This is a genomic window from Pseudogulbenkiania ferrooxidans 2002 (assembly GCF_000174355.1).
In the GTDB taxonomy this organism is placed as follows: Bacteria; Pseudomonadota; Gammaproteobacteria; order Burkholderiales; family Chromobacteriaceae; genus Pseudogulbenkiania; species Pseudogulbenkiania ferrooxidans.
On the sequence record NZ_ACIS01000002.1, the window covers coordinates 348,062 to 365,205 of the forward strand.

The 17,144-nt window shown below is 63.6% G+C and carries 12 protein-coding genes; 9 read left to right on the forward strand and 3 right to left on the reverse strand.

The window, feature by feature from the left end; all coding sequences use genetic code 11:
- Positions 1-90: 90 nt before the first annotated feature.
- The gene (acnB, locus tag FURADRAFT_RS04350) at positions 91-2,676 is read right to left on the reverse strand and encodes a bifunctional aconitate hydratase 2/2-methylisocitrate dehydratase (protein WP_008952901.1); all 2,586 of its coding nucleotides are present in this window, start codon (positions 2,674-2,676) and stop codon (positions 91-93) included.
- A 186-nt stretch (positions 2,677-2,862) separates the two neighbouring features.
- Between acnB and gcvA the strand changes: the two genes are divergently transcribed.
- From gcvA to FURADRAFT_RS04385, 7 genes are all read left to right on the forward strand, one after another.
- Positions 2,863-3,765 carry a transcriptional regulator GcvA gene (gene gcvA / locus FURADRAFT_RS04355; RefSeq protein ID WP_008952902.1) on the forward strand — a complete coding sequence of 301 codons (903 nt, stop codon included), beginning with the start codon at positions 2,863-2,865 and terminating at the stop codon, positions 3,763-3,765.
- Between the two features lie 71 nt (positions 3,766-3,836).
- Entirely contained in the window at positions 3,837-6,644 is a 2,808-nt protein-coding gene (acnA, locus tag FURADRAFT_RS04360) for an aconitate hydratase AcnA (protein WP_008952903.1), read from the forward strand.
- Between the two features lie 269 nt (positions 6,645-6,913).
- On the forward strand, positions 6,914-7,468 hold the full coding sequence (locus FURADRAFT_RS04365) for a TRAP transporter small permease subunit (RefSeq protein ID WP_008952904.1): 555 nt from the start codon (positions 6,914-6,916) through the stop codon (positions 7,466-7,468).
- Positions 7,465-8,973, forward strand: coding sequence for a TRAP transporter large permease (locus FURADRAFT_RS04370; RefSeq protein ID WP_008952905.1), 1,509 nt, complete (start codon positions 7,465-7,467; stop codon positions 8,971-8,973). The genes FURADRAFT_RS04365 and FURADRAFT_RS04370 overlap by 4 nt, the downstream gene beginning before the upstream one ends.
- 74 nt (positions 8,974-9,047) lie before the next feature.
- Positions 9,048-10,133 (forward strand): TRAP transporter substrate-binding protein, encoded by a 1,086-nt coding sequence (locus tag FURADRAFT_RS04375; protein ID WP_008952906.1) that lies wholly within the window; start codon positions 9,048-9,050, stop codon positions 10,131-10,133.
- A 334-nt stretch (positions 10,134-10,467) separates the two neighbouring features.
- Positions 10,468-12,576: a putative bifunctional diguanylate cyclase/phosphodiesterase gene (locus tag FURADRAFT_RS04380; protein WP_236261530.1), complete on the forward strand. Its 2,109-nt coding sequence runs from the start codon at positions 10,468-10,470 to the stop codon at positions 12,574-12,576.
- A 164-nt stretch (positions 12,577-12,740) separates the two neighbouring features.
- Entirely contained in the window at positions 12,741-13,022 is a 282-nt protein-coding gene (locus FURADRAFT_RS04385) for a hypothetical protein (protein WP_008952908.1), read from the forward strand.
- On the opposite strand, the gene FURADRAFT_RS04390 is transcribed toward FURADRAFT_RS04385, so the two are convergent.
- Entirely contained in the window at positions 13,013-13,405 is a 393-nt protein-coding gene (locus FURADRAFT_RS04390; RefSeq protein WP_008952909.1) for a cupin domain-containing protein, read from the reverse strand. The two genes, FURADRAFT_RS04385 and FURADRAFT_RS04390, sit on opposite strands and share 10 nt — an antisense overlap.
- The gene (gene argE / locus FURADRAFT_RS04395; RefSeq protein ID WP_008952910.1) at positions 13,402-14,586 is read right to left on the reverse strand and encodes an acetylornithine deacetylase; all 1,185 of its coding nucleotides are present in this window, start codon (positions 14,584-14,586) and stop codon (positions 13,402-13,404) included. The genes FURADRAFT_RS04390 and argE overlap by 4 nt, the downstream gene beginning before the upstream one ends.
- Positions 14,587-14,769: 183 nt before the next feature.
- Here argE and FURADRAFT_RS04400 point away from each other — a divergent pair, with 183 nt between their 5' ends.
- Positions 14,770-16,134 carry a deoxyguanosinetriphosphate triphosphohydrolase gene (locus FURADRAFT_RS04400; RefSeq protein ID WP_236261531.1) on the forward strand — a complete coding sequence of 455 codons (1,365 nt, stop codon included), beginning with the start codon at positions 14,770-14,772 and terminating at the stop codon, positions 16,132-16,134.
- Between the two features lie 121 nt (positions 16,135-16,255).
- Positions 16,256-17,131 carry an AEC family transporter gene (locus FURADRAFT_RS04405; protein ID WP_008952912.1) on the forward strand — a complete coding sequence of 292 codons (876 nt, stop codon included), beginning with the start codon at positions 16,256-16,258 and terminating at the stop codon, positions 17,129-17,131.
- The last annotated feature ends 13 nt before the right edge of the window (positions 17,132-17,144 follow it).

Genomic DNA, 17,144 nt, shown 5'->3' on the forward strand with positions numbered 1-17,144 from the left:
GCTTTTTACATTGGGGGTATCTTTGGGGGTATCCATCCACTGATAAAAGACAGCGCCAGAATACCCAACCAACCGAAACCCTTGCTGTAGTTAGACGTTGACCGTGTCGGCCACTTCCTTGAACTCGTCGATCTGGTCGAAGTTCATGTAGCGGTAAACGTCGGCAGCCTGCTTGTTGATGACGCCGATGTCGGCCATGTACTCTTCCTTGCTCGGGATGCGGCCCAGCTTGGAGCAGATCGCAGCCAGTTCCGCCGAGCCGAGATACACGTTGGTATTCTTGCCCAGACGGTTCGGGAAGTTACGGGTCGAGGTCGACATCACGGTGGCGCCTTCGCGGACCTGTGCCTGGTTACCCATGCACAGCGAGCAACCCGGCATTTCGGTACGGGCGCCGGCAGAGCCAAACACGCCGTAGTGGCCTTCGTTGGTCAGCTGCTGGGCATCCATCTTGGTCGGCGGAGCCACCCACAGTTTGACCGGGATGTCGCGCTTGCCTTCCAGCAGCTTGGAAGCGGCACGGAAGTGGCCGATGTTGGTCATGCACGAACCGATGAACACTTCGTCGATCTTGGCGCCGGCGACTTCGGACAGGGTCTTCACGTCGTCCGGGTCGTTCGGGCAGGCCACGATCGGCTCGTGGATGTCAGCCAGATCGATCTCGATCACGGCGGCGTACTCGGCGTCGGCGTCCGGCTGCAGCAGTTCACCGTTGGCGATCCACTGTTCCATGGCCTTGATGCGGCGCTCCAGGGTACGTGCGTCCTGGTAGCCGTCGGCGATCATCACCTTCATCAGGGTGATGTTCGACTTCATGTACTCGACGATCGGGTCCTTGTTCAGGCGCACGGAACAACCGGCGGCGGAACGTTCGGCCGAGGCGTCGGACAGTTCGAACGCTTGCTCGACCTTCAGGTTCGGCAGGCCTTCGATTTCCAGGATGCGACCGGAGAAGATGTTCTTCTTGCCAGCCTTGGCCACGGTCAGCAGGCCCTGCTTGATGGCGTAGAGCGGAATGGCATTGACCAGATCACGCAGGGTGACGCCCGGCTGCATTTCGCCCTTGAAGCGCACCAGCACCGATTCCGGCATGTCGAGCGGCATCACGCCGGTCGCGGCAGCAAAGGCTACCAGACCGGAGCCGGCCGGGAAGGAAATGCCGATCGGGAAGCGGGTGTGCGAGTCACCACCAGTGCCGACGGTATCCGGCAGCAGCAGGCGGTTGAGCCAGGAGTGGATCACGCCGTCGCCCGGACGCAGCGCAACACCGCCACGGGTAGAGATGAAGGCCGGCAGTTCCTTGTGGGTTTTCACGTCGACCGGCTTCGGATAGGCGGCAGTGTGGCAGAACGACTGCATTACCAGGTCGGCGGAGAAGCCCAGGCAAGCCAAGTCTTTCAGCTCGTCACGGGTCATCGGGCCGGTGGTGTCCTGCGAGCCGACGGTGGTCATCTTCGGTTCGCAGTAGGTGCCCGGACGTACGCCCTGACCTTCCGGCAGACCACAGGCGCGGCCAACCATCTTCTGCGCCAGCGAGAAGCCCTTGCCGGAATCGACCGGTGCGGTCGGCAGGCGGAATTCGGTGGAGGCCGGCAGACCCAGCGCTTCGCGCGCCTTGCTGGTCAGGCCACGGCCGATGATCAGGTTGATACGGCCGCCAGCGCGCACTTCGTCCAGGATCACGTCGGACTTGAGCGCGAACTCGGCGATCTTTTCGCCGTTCTTCTCAATCTTGCCTTGATACGGGTAGATGTCGACCACGTCACCCATGTCCATCTTCGACACGTCGACTTCGATCGGCAGGGCGCCGGAGTCTTCCTGGGTGTTGAAGAAGATCGGAGCGATCTTGCCGCCGAGACACACGCCGCCGAAGCGCTTGTTCGGCACAAACGGGATGTCTTCGCCGGTCGCCCAGATCACGCTGTTGGTGGCAGACTTGCGGGAAGAGCCGGTGCCGACCACGTCGCCGACATAGGCCACCAGGTTGCCCTTGGCTTTCAGGTCTTCGATGAACTGGATCGGGCCGCGCTTGCCGTCTTCTTCCGGGGTGATGCCGGGACGGGCGTTCTTCAGCATGGCCAGGTAGTGCAGCGGGATGTCCGGGCGCGACCAGGCGTCCGGAGCCGGCGACAGGTCGTCGGTGTTGGTTTCGCCGGTGACCTTGAACACGGTCACGGTGATTTTTTCCTGCACGGCCGGACGGCTGGTGAACCACTCGGCGTTGGCCCAGGATTCGACTACTTCGCGGGCGAACGTGTTGCCGGCGTCCATTTTTTCCTTCACGTCGTGGAAGGAGTCGAACATCAGCAGGGTTTTCTTCAGTCCGTTGGCAGCGATCTGGGCCACGGAGGCGTCGTCCAGCAGGTCGATCAGCGGCTTGATGTTGTAGCCACCCAGCATGGTGCCGAGCAGTTCGGTGGCTTTTTCGCGGGAGATCAGCGCGCAGGTCACGTCGCCGTCGGCCACGGCGGCCAGGAAGGACGCCTTGACCTTGGCAGCGTCATCCACGCCCGGCGGCACGCGGTGGGTGATCAGCTCGACCAGGAAATCTTCTTCGCCCTTGGGCGGGTTTTTCAGGAGCTCGACCAGCTCTTCGGTCTGTTTGGCGGAAAGCGGCAGCGGCGGAATGCCGAGAGCGGCACGCTCGGCAACATGTTGGCGGTAAGCTTCAAGCATCGTTCTTAACCTTTACGCTGGAGATGTTGGTGATTGAGTCGGCCGGCAATTGGTATGACTCCTGCCAGCTAGCGCCCTGGGGAGATCGCATTCTCTCCCCTATTTTTTGATGCTGGAAGATTACGCGGTCTGGCCCACGCTTACAAACGAGTAATCGCCACAGCGCCTGTGAGTTAAAATCACAGTATGAATACCTATCCTCCTCTCAATGCCTTGCGCATTTTCGAAGCGGCAGCAAGGCTGGAAAGCTTCTCGGCCGCGGCCAACGAGCTCTTCATCACCCATGGCGCTGTGAGCAAGCAGATCAAGCAGCTGGAAGAATGGCTGGGCGTGAAGCTGTTCGACCGCACCGGCGGGCGGGTCAAGCTGAGCGATACCGGTTGGCGCTATCTGATCCAGGTGCAGGACGGGCTCGACCTGATCGCCAACGCCACCTCGCAGCTGTTGCAGCCGGACCGGCTGCGGCGGCTCACGGTGAACTCCACCCCGACCTTTGCGCGGCATTGGCTGCTTCCCCGGCTGACCCAGTTTCGCGACGCCTACCCGGACGTGGAGCTGCACCTGGTCACCTCCGACCGCGACATCGGCCGCCTCGACACCCCCTTCGATATCGCCATCCGGCGCGGCCCCGGCGACTGGCCGGGCCACATCGCCAAGCCCTTCCTGGAAGAGTGGGAGCTGCCGCTGTGCAGCCCCGCTCTGCTGGAGCGGGCTCCCGTCGCCAGCCCCGCCGACCTGGCCCGCCACACCCTGCTCTACGCCGACACCCGCCCCACCGCCTGGCAGCGCTGGCTCACGCTGGCCGGGGTGCCGGACCTGAAGCCGGCCAGCACGCTGCACTTCGATCGCTTCTCGCTGGCGCTGGAGGCGGCCATGGACGGACTGGGCGTGGTGCTCGGGCCGATGCCGATGGCGCAAGACGAAATTGCCCGCGGCCGCCTGACCACGCCGCTGTCGAGCCCTATCGTACCGGTACGGGCCTACTGCTGGGTCGCACCGCGCACCGCCGTGGACGACCCGACCGTCAGCGCCTTCTGCCACTGGCTGGAGACCTGCGCCGCCGGGCTCAGCGTGCCGCCCACCGCCTGAAGGCAGCGAAATCACGTCGATTGGCCATAATGAAAGGTAGGTTTTAGCGGCGCAACCGGCAGGGAGAGACCATGGACAACAACCCGTTCAACACCCTCAAGACCATCGAGACGCACCCCGGCAACCCCCTGCTCTACCATTCGTTGCCGGCCCTGGAGACGGCCGGACTGGGCGCGGTGTCGCGCCTGCCGGTGTCGATCCGCATCGTGCTGGAGTCGGTGCTGCGGCATTGCGACGGCAAGAAAGTCACCGAGGCGCATGTGCGTCAGCTGGCCGCCTGGCAGCCGAACGCCCCGCGTACCGACGAAATTCCCTTCGTCGTCGCGCGCGTGGTGCTGCAGGACTTTACCGGCGTGCCGCTGCTGGCCGATCTGGCGGCAATGCGCAACGTGGCCGACGAGATGGGCAAGAACCCGAAGCTGATCGAGCCCCTGGTGCCGGTCGACCTGGTGGTAGACCACTCGGTGATGATCGACCATTACGGCGGACCGGATGCGCTGCGCCTCAACATGGAGCTGGAATTCGAGCGCAACCGCGAACGCTACCAGTTCATGAAGTGGGGCATGCAGGCGTTCGATACTTTCAAGGTAGTCCCCCCGGGCATCGGCATCGTGCACCAGGTGAACCTGGAATACCTGTTCCGCGGCGTGCAGATCCGTGACGGTGTGGTGTTCCCCGACACGCTGGTCGGCACCGACAGCCATACCACCATGATCAACGGCGTCGGCGTGGTCGGCTGGGGGGTGGGCGGGATCGAGGCGGAGGCCGCCATGCTGGGTCAGCCGGTGTACTTCCTGACGCCGGACGTGGTGGGCGTGGAACTGACCGGCAGGTTGGCCGAAGGCATCACCGCCACCGATCTGGTGTTGACCGTGACCGAACTGCTGCGCCGCCAGAAGGTGGTCGGCAAGTTCGTCGAGTTTTACGGTGAGGGCACCGCCAGCCTGACCGTGACCGACCGCGCCACCATCGCCAACATGGCCCCGGAGTACGGCGCCACCATGGGCTTCTTCCCGGTGGACGAGAAGACAGTCGATTACCTGAAGAAGACCGGTCGCAGCGATAGCGAAGTGGAACACTTCGAGGACTATTTCCGCGCCCAGGGGCTGTTTGGCGTGCCCCGTGCGGGCGAGATCGATTACAGCATGACGCTGCGGCTCGATCTGTCCAGCATCGTGCCGTCGCTGGCCGGGCCGAAACGCCCGCAGGACCGCATCGAACTGGCGGCGATGAAAGAGAATTTCACCCACCTGTTTTCCTTGCCGGCGGCACAGAACGGCTTCAACAAGCACGCCGACGAGCTGACGCTGCGTTATCCCACCCAGGCCGCTGCCGGCGACGACGCCCCGGTGCCGGCTGTACGTCATCAGATCGAGATGGTCGATGACCACCCCATGCTCGACCGCAGGGAGCCGGGCACGGACACCGAACCCGAAACGCCGGCCATGGATATCGGCAGCGGTGACGTACTGATCGCCGCCATCACTAGCTGCACCAACACCTCGAACCCCAGCGTGCTGCTGGCGGCCGGTCTGTTGGCGCAAAAGGCCGTCGCCAGGGGGCTGACGGTCCATCCGCGCGTCAAGACCAGCCTGGCGCCCGGCTCGCGCGTGGTCACCGACTATCTGGAAACGACCGGCCTGCTGGAGCCGCTGGCGCGCCTCGGCTTCAACGTCGCCGCCTACGGCTGCACCACCTGCATCGGCAACGCTGGCGACCTGCGCCCCGAGTTCAACGAGGCCATCACCCGCCACGACCTGGTCTGCGCCGCGGTGCTGTCCGGCAACCGCAACTTCGAGGCACGCATTCACCCCAACCTGCGCGCCAATTTCCTCGCCTCGCCACCGCTAGTGGTGGCGTTCGCGCTGGCCGGACGCGTCACCATCGACATGACGCGCGAGCCGCTGGGCATCGGCCGGGATGGCCAGCCGGTCTACCTCAAGGACATCTGGCCCAGCTCGGAGGAAGTGGCCGCGCTGCTGCCGCGTGCCATGGACCCGGACACCTTCCGCCGCCTGTACGGCGACTTCACCCACGACCACGATCTGTGGAACGCCATCGCCGCGCCGCTCGGCAACGTCTACAGTTGGCCGAAGTCGACCTATATCGCCCGTCCGCCGTTCTTCGACGGCTTCGCGATGCAGCCCGGCAAGGTCGGCGACATCCGGGGAGCGCGTGCCTTGCTGATGCTCGGCGATTCGGTGACCACCGATCACATCTCCCCGGCCGGCTCATTCCGTGACAGCACCCCGGCCGGGCAGTATCTATTGGCCGAAGGGGTCACGAAAAAGGACTTCAACAGCTACGGCAGCCGGCGCGGCAATCACGAGGTCATGATCCGTGGCACCTTTGCCAACGTCCGCGTCAAGAACCTGATGCTGCCGGGCAAGGACGACGGCAGCCGGGTCGAAGGCGGCTACACCCTGTTCGACGGCCACCAGACCACGGTCTACGACGCGGCGATGAAGTATTGTCACCGCGGCACCCCGACCATGGTGTTCGCCGGTGAAGAGTACGGCACCGGCTCCAGCCGCGACTGGGCCGCCAAGGGCACCCAGCTGTTGGGCGTCAAGGCCGTGGTGGCAAAGAGCTTCGAACGCATTCACCGTTCCAACCTGGTCGGCATGGGGGTCTTGCCGCTGCAGTTCCAGAATGGGGACAGCTGGGAAAGCCTGGACCTCGGCAGTGACGACAGCTTCGACATCGTCGGTATCGAACAGGGCCTCAAGCCTCAACAGGAACTGATGCTACGCATCACCCGTCCGGACGGGAGGCAGCGCGACGTCATCTTGCGCTCTCGCATCGATACCCCGATCGAGGTCGAATACTACCTCCACGGCGGCATCCTGCCCTACGTATTACGGGAACTGATGCAGTAACCCCCTCCCGATTCTTCCCTCTGCTGCAACACAAAGCGGTGCGTCCCGAGGCCGAGCGCGGGCCCGGGACGCACCGCTCTTTCCATCGCCTTCCTTCGCCCGCAGCAAGGCAACCCGGCACGCCCAAGGGTAAACCCGCATACCTAAACACCTTCTCAAAGACTATTCCATATGCTTAGATAGTTCGAACCGGCGCAGACCGGCCTATCGCTCGAACGATAAGGTTCCGCCCAGCGGCGGCATCAGGAAGAACTACAAAGGAGACTTACGTGCACTCGTTGCTCGCCTTGTCGCGTCTCATCGACGGGATCACCGCACGCATCGGCCGTTCCGCCTCATGGATCGTGCTGATCGTCGTGCTCATCAGCGCCGGTAACGCCGTTATCCGGAAACTGTTCAACGTCAGCTCCAACGCCTTTCTCGAAATCCAGTGGTATTTGTTCTCGGCCATGTTCCTTTTGGCTGCCGCCTACACACTGCAACGCAACGAGCACATCCGCATCGACCTCTTGGCGGGCCGGCTCTCCAAGCGCGGCCAGGCCGTGCTCGACATCGTCTGCACGGTGCTCTTCCTGCTCCCGATGACCTCCATCATCGCCTGGTACGGCTGGCCGATCTTCATCGACGCCTTGCGCAGCGGAGAGATGTCGTCCGACCCCGGCGGGCTGATCCGCTGGCCGGTCCTGATGTTGATCCCGATCGGCTTCACGCTGCTGTTGCTCCAAGGGGTATCCGAGATCATCAAGCGCGTCGCGTTCCTGCAGGGCCTGGCACCCGACCCTGCCGAGAAGACGCTGGATCCGCACAAGGAGGAGCACGTATGAACCTGGAAATGATGGCTCCCGTCATGTTCGGATCGCTGATCGTGTTTCTCTTGATCGGCTATCCGGTGGCCTTCGCGCTGGGCGCGGTCGGCCTGCTGTTCAGCTGGATCGGCATTCACTTCGACCTGCTGCGCCCCGAGCTGCTGCAAGCCCTGCCGCGCCAGGTGTTCGACATCATGAAGAACGACACCTTGCTGGCCATCCCCTTCTTCACCTTCATGGGGCTGATCCTCGAGCGCAGCGGCATGGCGGAGGACATGCTCGACACCATCGGCCAGCTGTTCGGCCGTATCCGTGGCGGACTGGCCTTCGCCGTGATCTTCGTGGGCGCCCTGCTCGCCGCCACAACCGGCGTGGTGGCCGCTTCGGTGATCTCGATGGGCCTGATTTCGCTGCCGATCATGCTGCGTTACGGCTACGACAAACGCATTGCCACCGGCGTCATCGCCGCTTCCGGCACGCTGGCGCAGATCATCCCCCCGAGCCTGGTACTGATCGTGCTGGCCGATCAGTTGGGCACGTCGGTAGGCGACATGTACGCCGGAGCAATGGCCCCGGGGCTGCTGCTGTGCCTGTTCTATGCCGTGTTCATCTTCGCCGTGACAATGGCAAGACCGCACTGGGCGCCGGCCTTGCCCGCCGAGGCGCGCACCCTGCACGGACTGGCTCTGGCCAGCCGCGCCCTGTTCGTGATGGTGCCGCCGCTGCTGCTGATCTTCCTGGTGCTGGGCACCATCTTCCTCGGCATCGCCACCCCGACCGAAGGCGGTGCGATGGGCGCCGTCGGCGCGCTGATCCTGGCCATCCTGAACCGGCGCCTGAGCCTATCGCTGCTGCAGCAGGCGATGGATTCCACCCTCAAACTGTCTACCTTCGTGGTGTTCATCCTGATCGGTGCACGGGTGTTCCGCATCGCCTTCCTCGGCGTGGACGGCGACCGTTGGGTAGAGCACCTGCTGACCTCGCTGCCGGGTGGCCCGACCGGCTTCCTGATCGTGGTCAACCTGTTGGTGTTCTTCCTGGCCTTCTTTCTCGATTTCTTCGAGATCGCCTTCATTCTGGTACCGCTCCTGGCTCCCGTGGCCCAGAAGCTCGGTATCGATCTGGTGTGGTTTGGCGTGATCCTCGGGGTCAACATGCAGACGTCGTTCATGCACCCGCCGTTCGGCTTCGCCTTGTTCTACCTGAAGAGCGTGGCCCCCAAATCGATCAAGACCACCGACATCTACTGGGGCGCCATCCCCTACGTCGTGATCCAGCTTTTCATGGTGGGCCTGATCATCACCCTGCCGGGGCTGGTAACGTCGTTCGTCGGCCATGAAGCCCTGACCAGTGCCAGCGAGGCCGAAGCCACGCTGCAGCAGATGGGAGACACCGCTGCCCCAGCCTCATCGGGAGCCATCGAGATACCATCAGCCCCTCAGGAAAGTTCTGCCCCAGCGGGCGAGGAAGCCAGCGACGCCAGCGCCGAGCTGCTCAAGCAACTCACCGGCGACGGCAAGTGAATCACCATTCCTTCAGCCAGGGCGACACCGATCGCCCCAGTGACGACAGCAGCACACAACAAAGGAGACAAAACGTGGAACGACGCTCATTTCTGAAGAAAGCCGGTGCCACCGGCCTCGCTGCAGCGGCCGTTTCGGCCCCCGCCCTCGCCGCCGACACACCGACCGTCCGCTGGCGCCTGGCCTCCAGCTTCCCCAAGAGCCTGGACACCATCTACGGCGGCGCCGTGACCCTGTCCAACCGCATCAGTCAGCTCACCGGCGGCAAATTCCAGATCCGGGTATTCGCTGGTGGGGAAATCGTGCCGGGCACCCAGGTGCTGGACGCGGTCCAGAACGGCACCGTCGAATGCGGCCACAGCTGCGGCTATTACTACGTCGGCAAGAACAAGGCCTTCGGCTTCGATACCTCGGTGCCGTTCGGTCTGACCTCGCGCCAGCAAGCCGCCTGGATGTACTACGGCAACGGCCTCAAGCTGCTGCGCGAGCTGTACGCCCAATACAACATCGTCAACTTCCCGGGCGGCAACACCGGCACGCAGATGGGCGGCTGGTTCCGCAATGAAGTGAAGTCGCTGGCCGATCTCAAGGGCCTGAAGATGCGCATCCCGGGCCTGGGTGGCGAGGTCATGGCCCGCCTGGGTGCCGTACCGCAGACCATCGCCGGCGGGGATATCTACCCGGCACTGGAAAAAGGCACCATCGACGCCACCGAGTGGGTCGGCCCGTACGACGACGAGAAGCTCGGTTTCTACAAAGTGGCCAAGCACTACTACTACCCCGGTTTCTGGGAGCCGGGCCCGCAGATCACCTTCTTCGTCAACACCAAGGAATGGGCCAAGCTGCCGAAGGAGTACCAGGCGGCCTTCGAAGCGGCGGCAGCCGAAGCCAACATCCTGATGCAGGCGGAATACGATGCCAAGAACCCGCAAGCGCTGGTGAGCCTGTTGCAGAAAGGCGTCAAGCTGCACAAGTACCCATTGGACATTCTCAAGGCGGGGCAGAAGGCGGCCTTCGAGATGTACGAGGAAGAAGCCGCCAAGAACCCCATCTTCAAGAAAATCTATACCGACTGGAAGAAATTCCGCACGCTCGAACATGGCTGGTTCAACCTGGCGGAAGCGTCGATGGAAAGCTTCATGTACAGCAACCGCAAGTAAACCAGCCCACCCGGCCCCGGGTGCGTCAAGCCCTCGCCGAGATACGGCGAGGGCTTTTTTTGCGGTTGTTCCACACATGCCGCAGACGTAAAGGCAAGCCCGCACGCCAGGTCTCACGTCTTGCCCGTGACCGTCGAACACAGTGCGGCCTGCCGCACCGTCGCCCGCTTACCCGCCACGATTTCGCTAACGAGTCCGCAAGTATCCCGGATAGATGCAGTAGAATATGGCCAGTCTGGCGCGGCAATTGCCACTGCCGACGCGTCGCTCAGCCCCTATCCAACTCATGGTTTATCCCGACCGGGACAGATCCGCCCCTTGTGATTACCGCCAGATGGAAGCCTCCCGCCTCGATTCACTGACCGAAGACCTGCTGCGAGAGGCGGACAGCCTGTTCCTCGAGCTTCTGCACAACGATCTGGTCGGGGTGTATATCATCCAGGACAACCGCTTTCTCTACGCCAACACCCATCTGGCCGAACTTTTCGGCTACACGCAGGCGGAATTGTGCGGAACACTCGGACCGATGGACCTGACGGCGCCAGAGTTTCGACACATCGCCAAACGTGCCATCGACCGCCGCATCAACAACGAAGCAACGACCAGCCGCTATTCATTCGACGGTCTGTGCAAAGATGGCCGCCGTATACAGGTCGAGGTTTTCGGCATCCGTACCGAATTTGCCGGCCGGCCGGCGATCATCGGCATGATGATCGACAATACCGACCGCCGCCAAGCCGAGCACGCGGTGGAAGAACAGCTGAACTTCACCTCCCAGCTCATTGAAACCATCCCCAGTCCTGTTTTCTACAAGGACGAGGCGGGGCGCTATCTGGGCTGCAACGAGGCGTTCGAGCACTATATTGGGCTCCCGCGTGAAGAGCTGATCGGCAAATCGGTTTTCGATATCTCCCCCCGCCACTTGGCCGAACGCTACCACGCCGCCGACCAGGCCCTGTTCGACGCCCCCGGCACCCAGACCTACGAGGCAGAAGTGCAGTCCACCGACGGGACGCTCAAGAACGTCGTGTTCTACAAGGCGACCTTCAACAAGTCGGGTGGCCAGCTTGGCGGCCTGGTGGGCGTCATCCTCGACATCACCGACCGCAAGCGAAGCGAGAAAACCATCTGGCACCAGGCCAATTACGATCTCTTGACCGAGCTGCCGAATCGCCGCCTTTTCCTCGAGCGGCTACAGCAGGGTATCGAGCACGCAAAAGGCTCGGGCAGCGCGCTGGCACTGATGTTCATCGATCTCGACCGCTTCAAGGAGGTCAATGACATGCTGGGGCATAAGGTGGGGGACCAGCTACTGTCGCAAGCCGGCCAGCGCATTGCCGACTGCGTGCGCGAGACGGGCCTGGTGGCCCGCCTGGGAGGTGACGAATTCACGGTCATCCTCGAGAACCTGTCGCAACCGACGCCTATCGAGCAGGTGGCGCAATCGATCATCGAAACACTCAGCAAGCCATTCCAGCTGGGGCCGGACGTGGCCTATGTCTCGGCCAGTATCGGTGTCACCTTGTATCCCAAAGACGCGCAGGACATGGATACGCTGCTGATCAACGCCGACCAGGCGATGTACCACGCCAAGGCCCTGGGCAAAAACCGTTTCTGCTACTTCGTGCCGTCGATTCAGGCAATATTTGCGGAACGGCTCCAACTCGGCCATGACCTGCGCAGTGCCATGGCCCAGGGCCAGCTGGACGTGTACTACCAGCCCATCGTCGATCTCGCCACCGGGCACATCGTCAAGGCGGAAGCCTTGGTGCGCTGGCACCACCCGCGTCGGGGCTGGATCAGCCCGGCGCAGTTCATCCCGATTGCGGAGGACATCGGCCTCATCAACGGGATCGGCGACTGGGTGTTCCGGCGGGCTGCGGGCATGGCCAAGCGCTTATGGGAGTCTGGCTGCAGCGGAACCCCCGCAGGCGCGCCGCTGCAGATCAGCATCAACAAATCGCCACGCCAGTTTTTCACCGGCCACGCCCATGAAACCTGGATCGACCATCTGCAGGAAATCGGTCTGCCCGCCGAGTGCATTGCCATCGAAATCACGGAGGGGCTGTTGCTGGACGAGCGTCCGGACGTCACCAGCAAGTTGCAGCAATTCCGCAGGGCGGGCGTCCAGGTCTCGCTGGACGATTTCGGGACCGGCTATTCGGCCATGGCGTACCTGAAGCGGCTCGATATCGACTATCTGAAGATCGACCAGTCCTTCGTGCGCGACATGACGTCCACCCCCAGTGACCGGGCCATCACCGAGGCTATCATCGCCATGTCCCACAAGCTCGGCCTCCGGGTGGTGGCGGAGGGGGTCGAGACGAGGGAGCAACGGGATTTATTGAGTGCGGCAGGCTGTGATTTTGGCCAAGGCTACTGGTTTTCCAGGGCGCTTCCCGAGGACGAGTTTTTCAAGCTCCTGCAGCGCTGGCCAGACTGACGCCTATCCGCCAAGGAGGCCAGGCACCACGAGAACGGCGACCGGTGCCGGGCCCAGGCAGCGCCCGGAGGTTCGGGCGTTTTTTGCTTTTGGCCCACTCCCTGACTAGGCTGGAACAGGAAGGCCGGCTTCGGCCAACCATGATCTAAAGGGGTGTTGTCGTCATGAAAAAAGCCATCCTGCTGTTCTGGCCGTCGTTCCTGATCGCCGGTTTCGCCACCATGATGTTCTTCTCGATCTTCGATCCCTACGAACTGAGCCTGCACGGTGCCCGGCTGTTCGCCGACAAGTTGACGGCCTATTCGGTATTCTTCCTCATCGCCTGGTCGTTCGGTGCACTCAACACCGCGATCGTGCTGCTGCTGGAAAAGCCGGTGCAGGACGTCAACCGCTTCTGTCCCGTGCCGCCGCCCTCTGCCAGCATGGGCGATCCGGATCAGGCGTGAGAGGCGTTGTGCTCCACCACGACAAAATACTTGCGCACCGGCTCCACCACCTCGAACACCCCGGTAAAGCCGGCGGGAATGACCGCGGCCTCGCCGGCACGGACGTCCACCGCCTGGCCGTCGGCTTCGTGCAGCCGGACGTGACCTTCGATCACGGCAAAGAACTCGTCCTTGTGCTCGGCAAAGGCGATGCGCCAGGCCCCCTTTTCGCATGACCAGATGCCGGCGCTGACTTCACCGGTCGGGCTCTCGAAATGGCTCCAGGTGAGGCGCCGCGGATTGCCGGCGACCAGCCGGTCCGGCCGGGGGTAATCGACGGAGGGCTCAACGGCGAGGTCGGCAAACAGGGTAATGCGCTTGGGTGCCACGGAGTGATCGGTCATGCGGGTCTTTCTGCTGCCGGGGTGCAGAGCAGCTCGCCCAGCCTGGCAAGCCACTCGCTGCAGGCGTAGAGCTGCTCCACTTCGACGTACTCGTCGGGGCGGTGGGCCTGCTGGATCGAGCCCGGGCCACACACCACGCTCGGCATCCCCGCTTGATGGAACAGGCCGGCTTCGGTGGCGTAGGCCACACCCTCGCCCTGGCAACAACCGGTCAGCGTTTCGACATACTGCATCACCGCACTCTCCGGCACCGCCTCGAACGCCGGGCAGTACACCGTGGGCTCGATGGTGATGTTGCTCTCCTCTGCCACCGCGCGCATCTCTTCCAGCAGGTTGGAAGCGTAGTCGCGCACCGAGTCGACGTAGCGCTCCGGCTGGTCGCCAGGCAGCCAGCGACACTCGAACACGAACTCGCAGTCCTTGGGGACGATATTGGGCGCGGTACCGCCCTGGATGGTGCCGGTCTGCAAGGTGGTGAACGGTACATCGTACAGGGTATGGCGATGCCCGAACGACGCCTCGGTATCGGCCAACTTGCGGATGTGCGTGATCAGCCGGGCCGCGTACTCGATGGCGTTGACCCCGTACGGCGTCAGCGAGGAATGCGCCGCGCGGCCGCTGACGTGGCAGCGGTAATGGGCAATGCCCTTGTGCGCGACCACCGGCTTCATGTCGGTCGGCTCGCCGATGATGCAGCCCGCCACCTTGATGCCGGATTGCTGCAAATCGTCGATCAGTCCGCGAACGCCGAGGCAGCCGACTTCCTCGTCGTAGGACAAGGCGATGCCGACCGACTGGGTCAGGCGCCCGGAGTCGGCCAGTTCGAGGAAGAACGGCACCTTGGCGAGCACGCAGGCGATGAAGCCTTTCATGTCGGCCGAGCCGCGGCCGTACAGCTTGCCTTCGCGCTCGACCAGCTCGAACGGCGGCGTCTGCCACGCCTGGCCATCGACCGGCACCACGTCGGTGTGCCCGGACAGCACCACGGCCGGCAGCGCGGGGTTCCCGATCTGGGCGAACAGATTGGCCTTGCTGCCGTCGGCATTGAAGGTCAGCCGCGACGCCACGCCAAACGAGTCCAGATAGCGTTGCACCCAGCGGATCAGTTCGAGGTTGGAATGGCGGCTGGTGGTGTCAAACGCCACCAGCGTGGCGAGCAGGTCATGAACGGAAGCGGTCATGCGATTTCCAAGGGCAAGATGTGCCCTAAGGATAATCCAAGCGCGCCCCCTTGCACCATGCCCAACCGGCCGGTTTGGCGGGGGTGCGAAGTTGGCCGAAGACCGGCTTGCCGCCGCCATCGGCGCTGCGTCCGGCGCCGGCAAACTGTTATGATCATGACAAACCACTGCGCGCACACTGCCATGACCAAGCCACACCGCATGAAATGGGAGCACCTGCTGTCGGCCCGGCGCTTCAAGCAGATCGACGGCGAGGTACTGCCCACCCGCACCCCTGCGACCAGCGAGGGCGCCTCCGGGTTGCGCAGCGATTTCCACATCGACCACGACCGGGTGGTGTTCTCCGGCGCCTTCCGCCGCCTGGGGCGCAAGACCCAGGTCCACCCCTTGGCGCAGAACGACCACACCCACAACCGCCTGACGCATAGCGTCGAAGTGGCCAGCGTCGGGCGCAGCCTGGGCAACCGTGCCGGAGTGATGATGCAGCACGCCGGCCAACTGCCCGCCGGCTACACGCCGCACGACATCGGCGCCGTGGTGCAAGTGGCCTGCCTAGCACACGACATCGGCAACCCGCCGTTCGGCCATACCGGCGAAGACGCCCTGCGCGACTGGTTCCGCGACGAGCGCCACGCCCCGCTGATGGCAGGCCTGAGTCCGGCCGAGCGGCGCGACGTCGAAACCTACGAGGGCAACGCGCACAGCCTACGCATGCTCGCCACGCTCGAGATGTACGCCGGCGAAGGCGGCATGCGCCTGACTGCGGCGGCAATCGGCGCGCTGATCAAATACCCGTGGACCTCCAGTGCCGAACCGGCCTACCTGCGCGACAAGTTCAACATCTACCAGACCGAACTGCCCTACTTCCGCCAGATTGCCAGCGAACTCGGCCTGATCGAGCGCGGTGCCGACCAGTGGGCACGCCACCCGCTGTCCTATCTGATGGAAGCGGCGGACGACATCTGCTACGCCATCCTCGACCTCGAAGACGCGGTCGAGATCGGCATTCTCGACTATTCCGAATTCGAGAATCTGTTCACCAAGTTCGCCGAGGTCGACAAGCTCTGGGCCACACCGTCGGTGCGCCAGAAATGCGCGATGCTGCGCGGCATGGCGATCGGCCGCTGCGTGGCCGAGGTGGCGGAAAAATTCATGCTGCACCAGGACACGCTGCTGGCAGGCGCCTTCCAGGGCAAGGACCTGATCGACGTATGCGCGCCGGAAATCCGCGAGACCCTGCTGGAGGCCAAACGGCTGGCCAGCCAGAAAGTGTACCGGCACCGCACCAAGCTGGTGACCGAAATCGCCTCCTTCCCCTGCCTCTCCACCCTGCTAGACGTGCTGGTCCCGGCCGTAGCGGCCAGAGTGCGAGGCGAACGATTGTCGGCGCGCCACACGCTGGCGCTGGGCCTGATGGCGGAAACCCCCTTCACCGACAAGGACACCCCCTACCTGGCCTACATGAAGGTGCTGGACTTCGTCGGCGGCATGACCGACAACTACGCCGCCAACCTGGCGCGTGAAATCTCCGGCGTCGGCATTCTCTGACCGGCTCTTCGGCCAACCTTGACAACAAGGTTGGCCGAAGCACGGCAAGCCATGGCTTACCTCGCTTGTCCGGTCAAGATATTTGACCAATAATGGCACCATCCCACCCCGCCTGAGTCCCATGTTCGAACGCATCGTCACCATCATTCTTCCCGTCCTGATCATCGTGCTGATCGGCTGGCTCTACGGCCGCAAGATGCGCCCCGACATGCGAGCCGCGAACACGATCAACATGGACGTCTGTGTGCCGCTCCTGGTGTTCTCGGCGCTGGCGGCAAAGGATTTCGATCTCGTCAGCCAGTGGAAGCTGCTGCCGGCCTCCGCTGCGGTGATCCTGCTGTCGGGCCTGCTCGCCTGGCCGGTGGCGCGCGCCACCGGCAACCAGGTGCGTACCCTGCTGCCCCCGTCGATGTTCAACAACTGCGGCAACATGGGCCTGCCGCTCGCCCTGCTCGCCTTCGGCCGCAGCGGCTTCAACGCCTTCGTGGTGCTGTTCGTGGTGTCCAACCTGCTGCACTTCACCCTGGGGGCCTTCATCTTCAACCGCCACACCCGCTTCAGCGGCCTGTTGAAGAACCCCATCGTGCTCGCCACGGCGCTGGGGCTGATATTTGCACTGGCGGGCTGGCATCTGCCCGACGGGCTGATGATCGGTCTCAAGATGCTGGGCGACGCCTCCATTCCGCTGATGCTGTTCGCACTGGGAGTGCGCATGGTGGACGCCAACCTGCGCGACTGGAAGATAGGCCTGCTCGGCGCCGCGCTCTGCCCGCTGAGCGGCCTCGCGGCGGCGGCCGTGACCGTGCCGCTGCTGCGACTGTCGCCGGCGCAGGCCGGCCTGGTCTATCTGTTCGGCGTACTGCCGCCGGCGGTGCTCAATTTCATGATGGCGGAAATCTACCGGCAGGAACCTAGCAAGATGGCGTCGATCGTACTGATTGGCAACCTGGCCTGCCTCGCCTTCGTACCGTTCGGGCTGTGGCTGGCGCTGGGCTGATCGCAACCCGAAC

Excerpts from the sequence above, each read along its gene's own strand:
- argE (WP_008952910.1), bottom strand. The coding sequence starts at position 14,586 with ATGACCGCTTCCGTTCATGACCTGCTCGCCACGCTGGTGGCGTTTGAC.
- gcvA (WP_008952902.1), top strand. The coding sequence starts at position 2,863 with ATGAATACCTATCCTCCTCTCAATGCCTTGCGCATTTTCGAAGCGGCA.
- FURADRAFT_RS04370 (WP_008952905.1), top strand. The coding sequence starts at position 7,465 with ATGAACCTGGAAATGATGGCTCCCGTCATGTTCGGATCGCTGATCGTG.
- FURADRAFT_RS04400 (WP_236261531.1), top strand. The coding sequence starts at position 14,770 with ATGACCAAGCCACACCGCATGAAATGGGAGCACCTGCTGTCGGCCCGG.
- acnB (WP_008952901.1), bottom strand. The coding sequence starts at position 2,676 with ATGCTTGAAGCTTACCGCCAACATGTTGCCGAGCGTGCCGCTCTCGGC.
- FURADRAFT_RS04385 (WP_008952908.1), top strand. The coding sequence starts at position 12,741 with ATGAAAAAAGCCATCCTGCTGTTCTGGCCGTCGTTCCTGATCGCCGGT.
- FURADRAFT_RS04390 (WP_008952909.1), bottom strand. The coding sequence starts at position 13,405 with ATGACCGATCACTCCGTGGCACCCAAGCGCATTACCCTGTTTGCCGAC.
- FURADRAFT_RS04380 (WP_236261530.1), top strand. The coding sequence starts at position 10,468 with ATGGAAGCCTCCCGCCTCGATTCACTGACCGAAGACCTGCTGCGAGAG.
- acnA (WP_008952903.1), top strand. The coding sequence starts at position 3,837 with ATGGACAACAACCCGTTCAACACCCTCAAGACCATCGAGACGCACCCC.
- FURADRAFT_RS04405 (WP_008952912.1), top strand. The coding sequence starts at position 16,256 with ATGTTCGAACGCATCGTCACCATCATTCTTCCCGTCCTGATCATCGTG.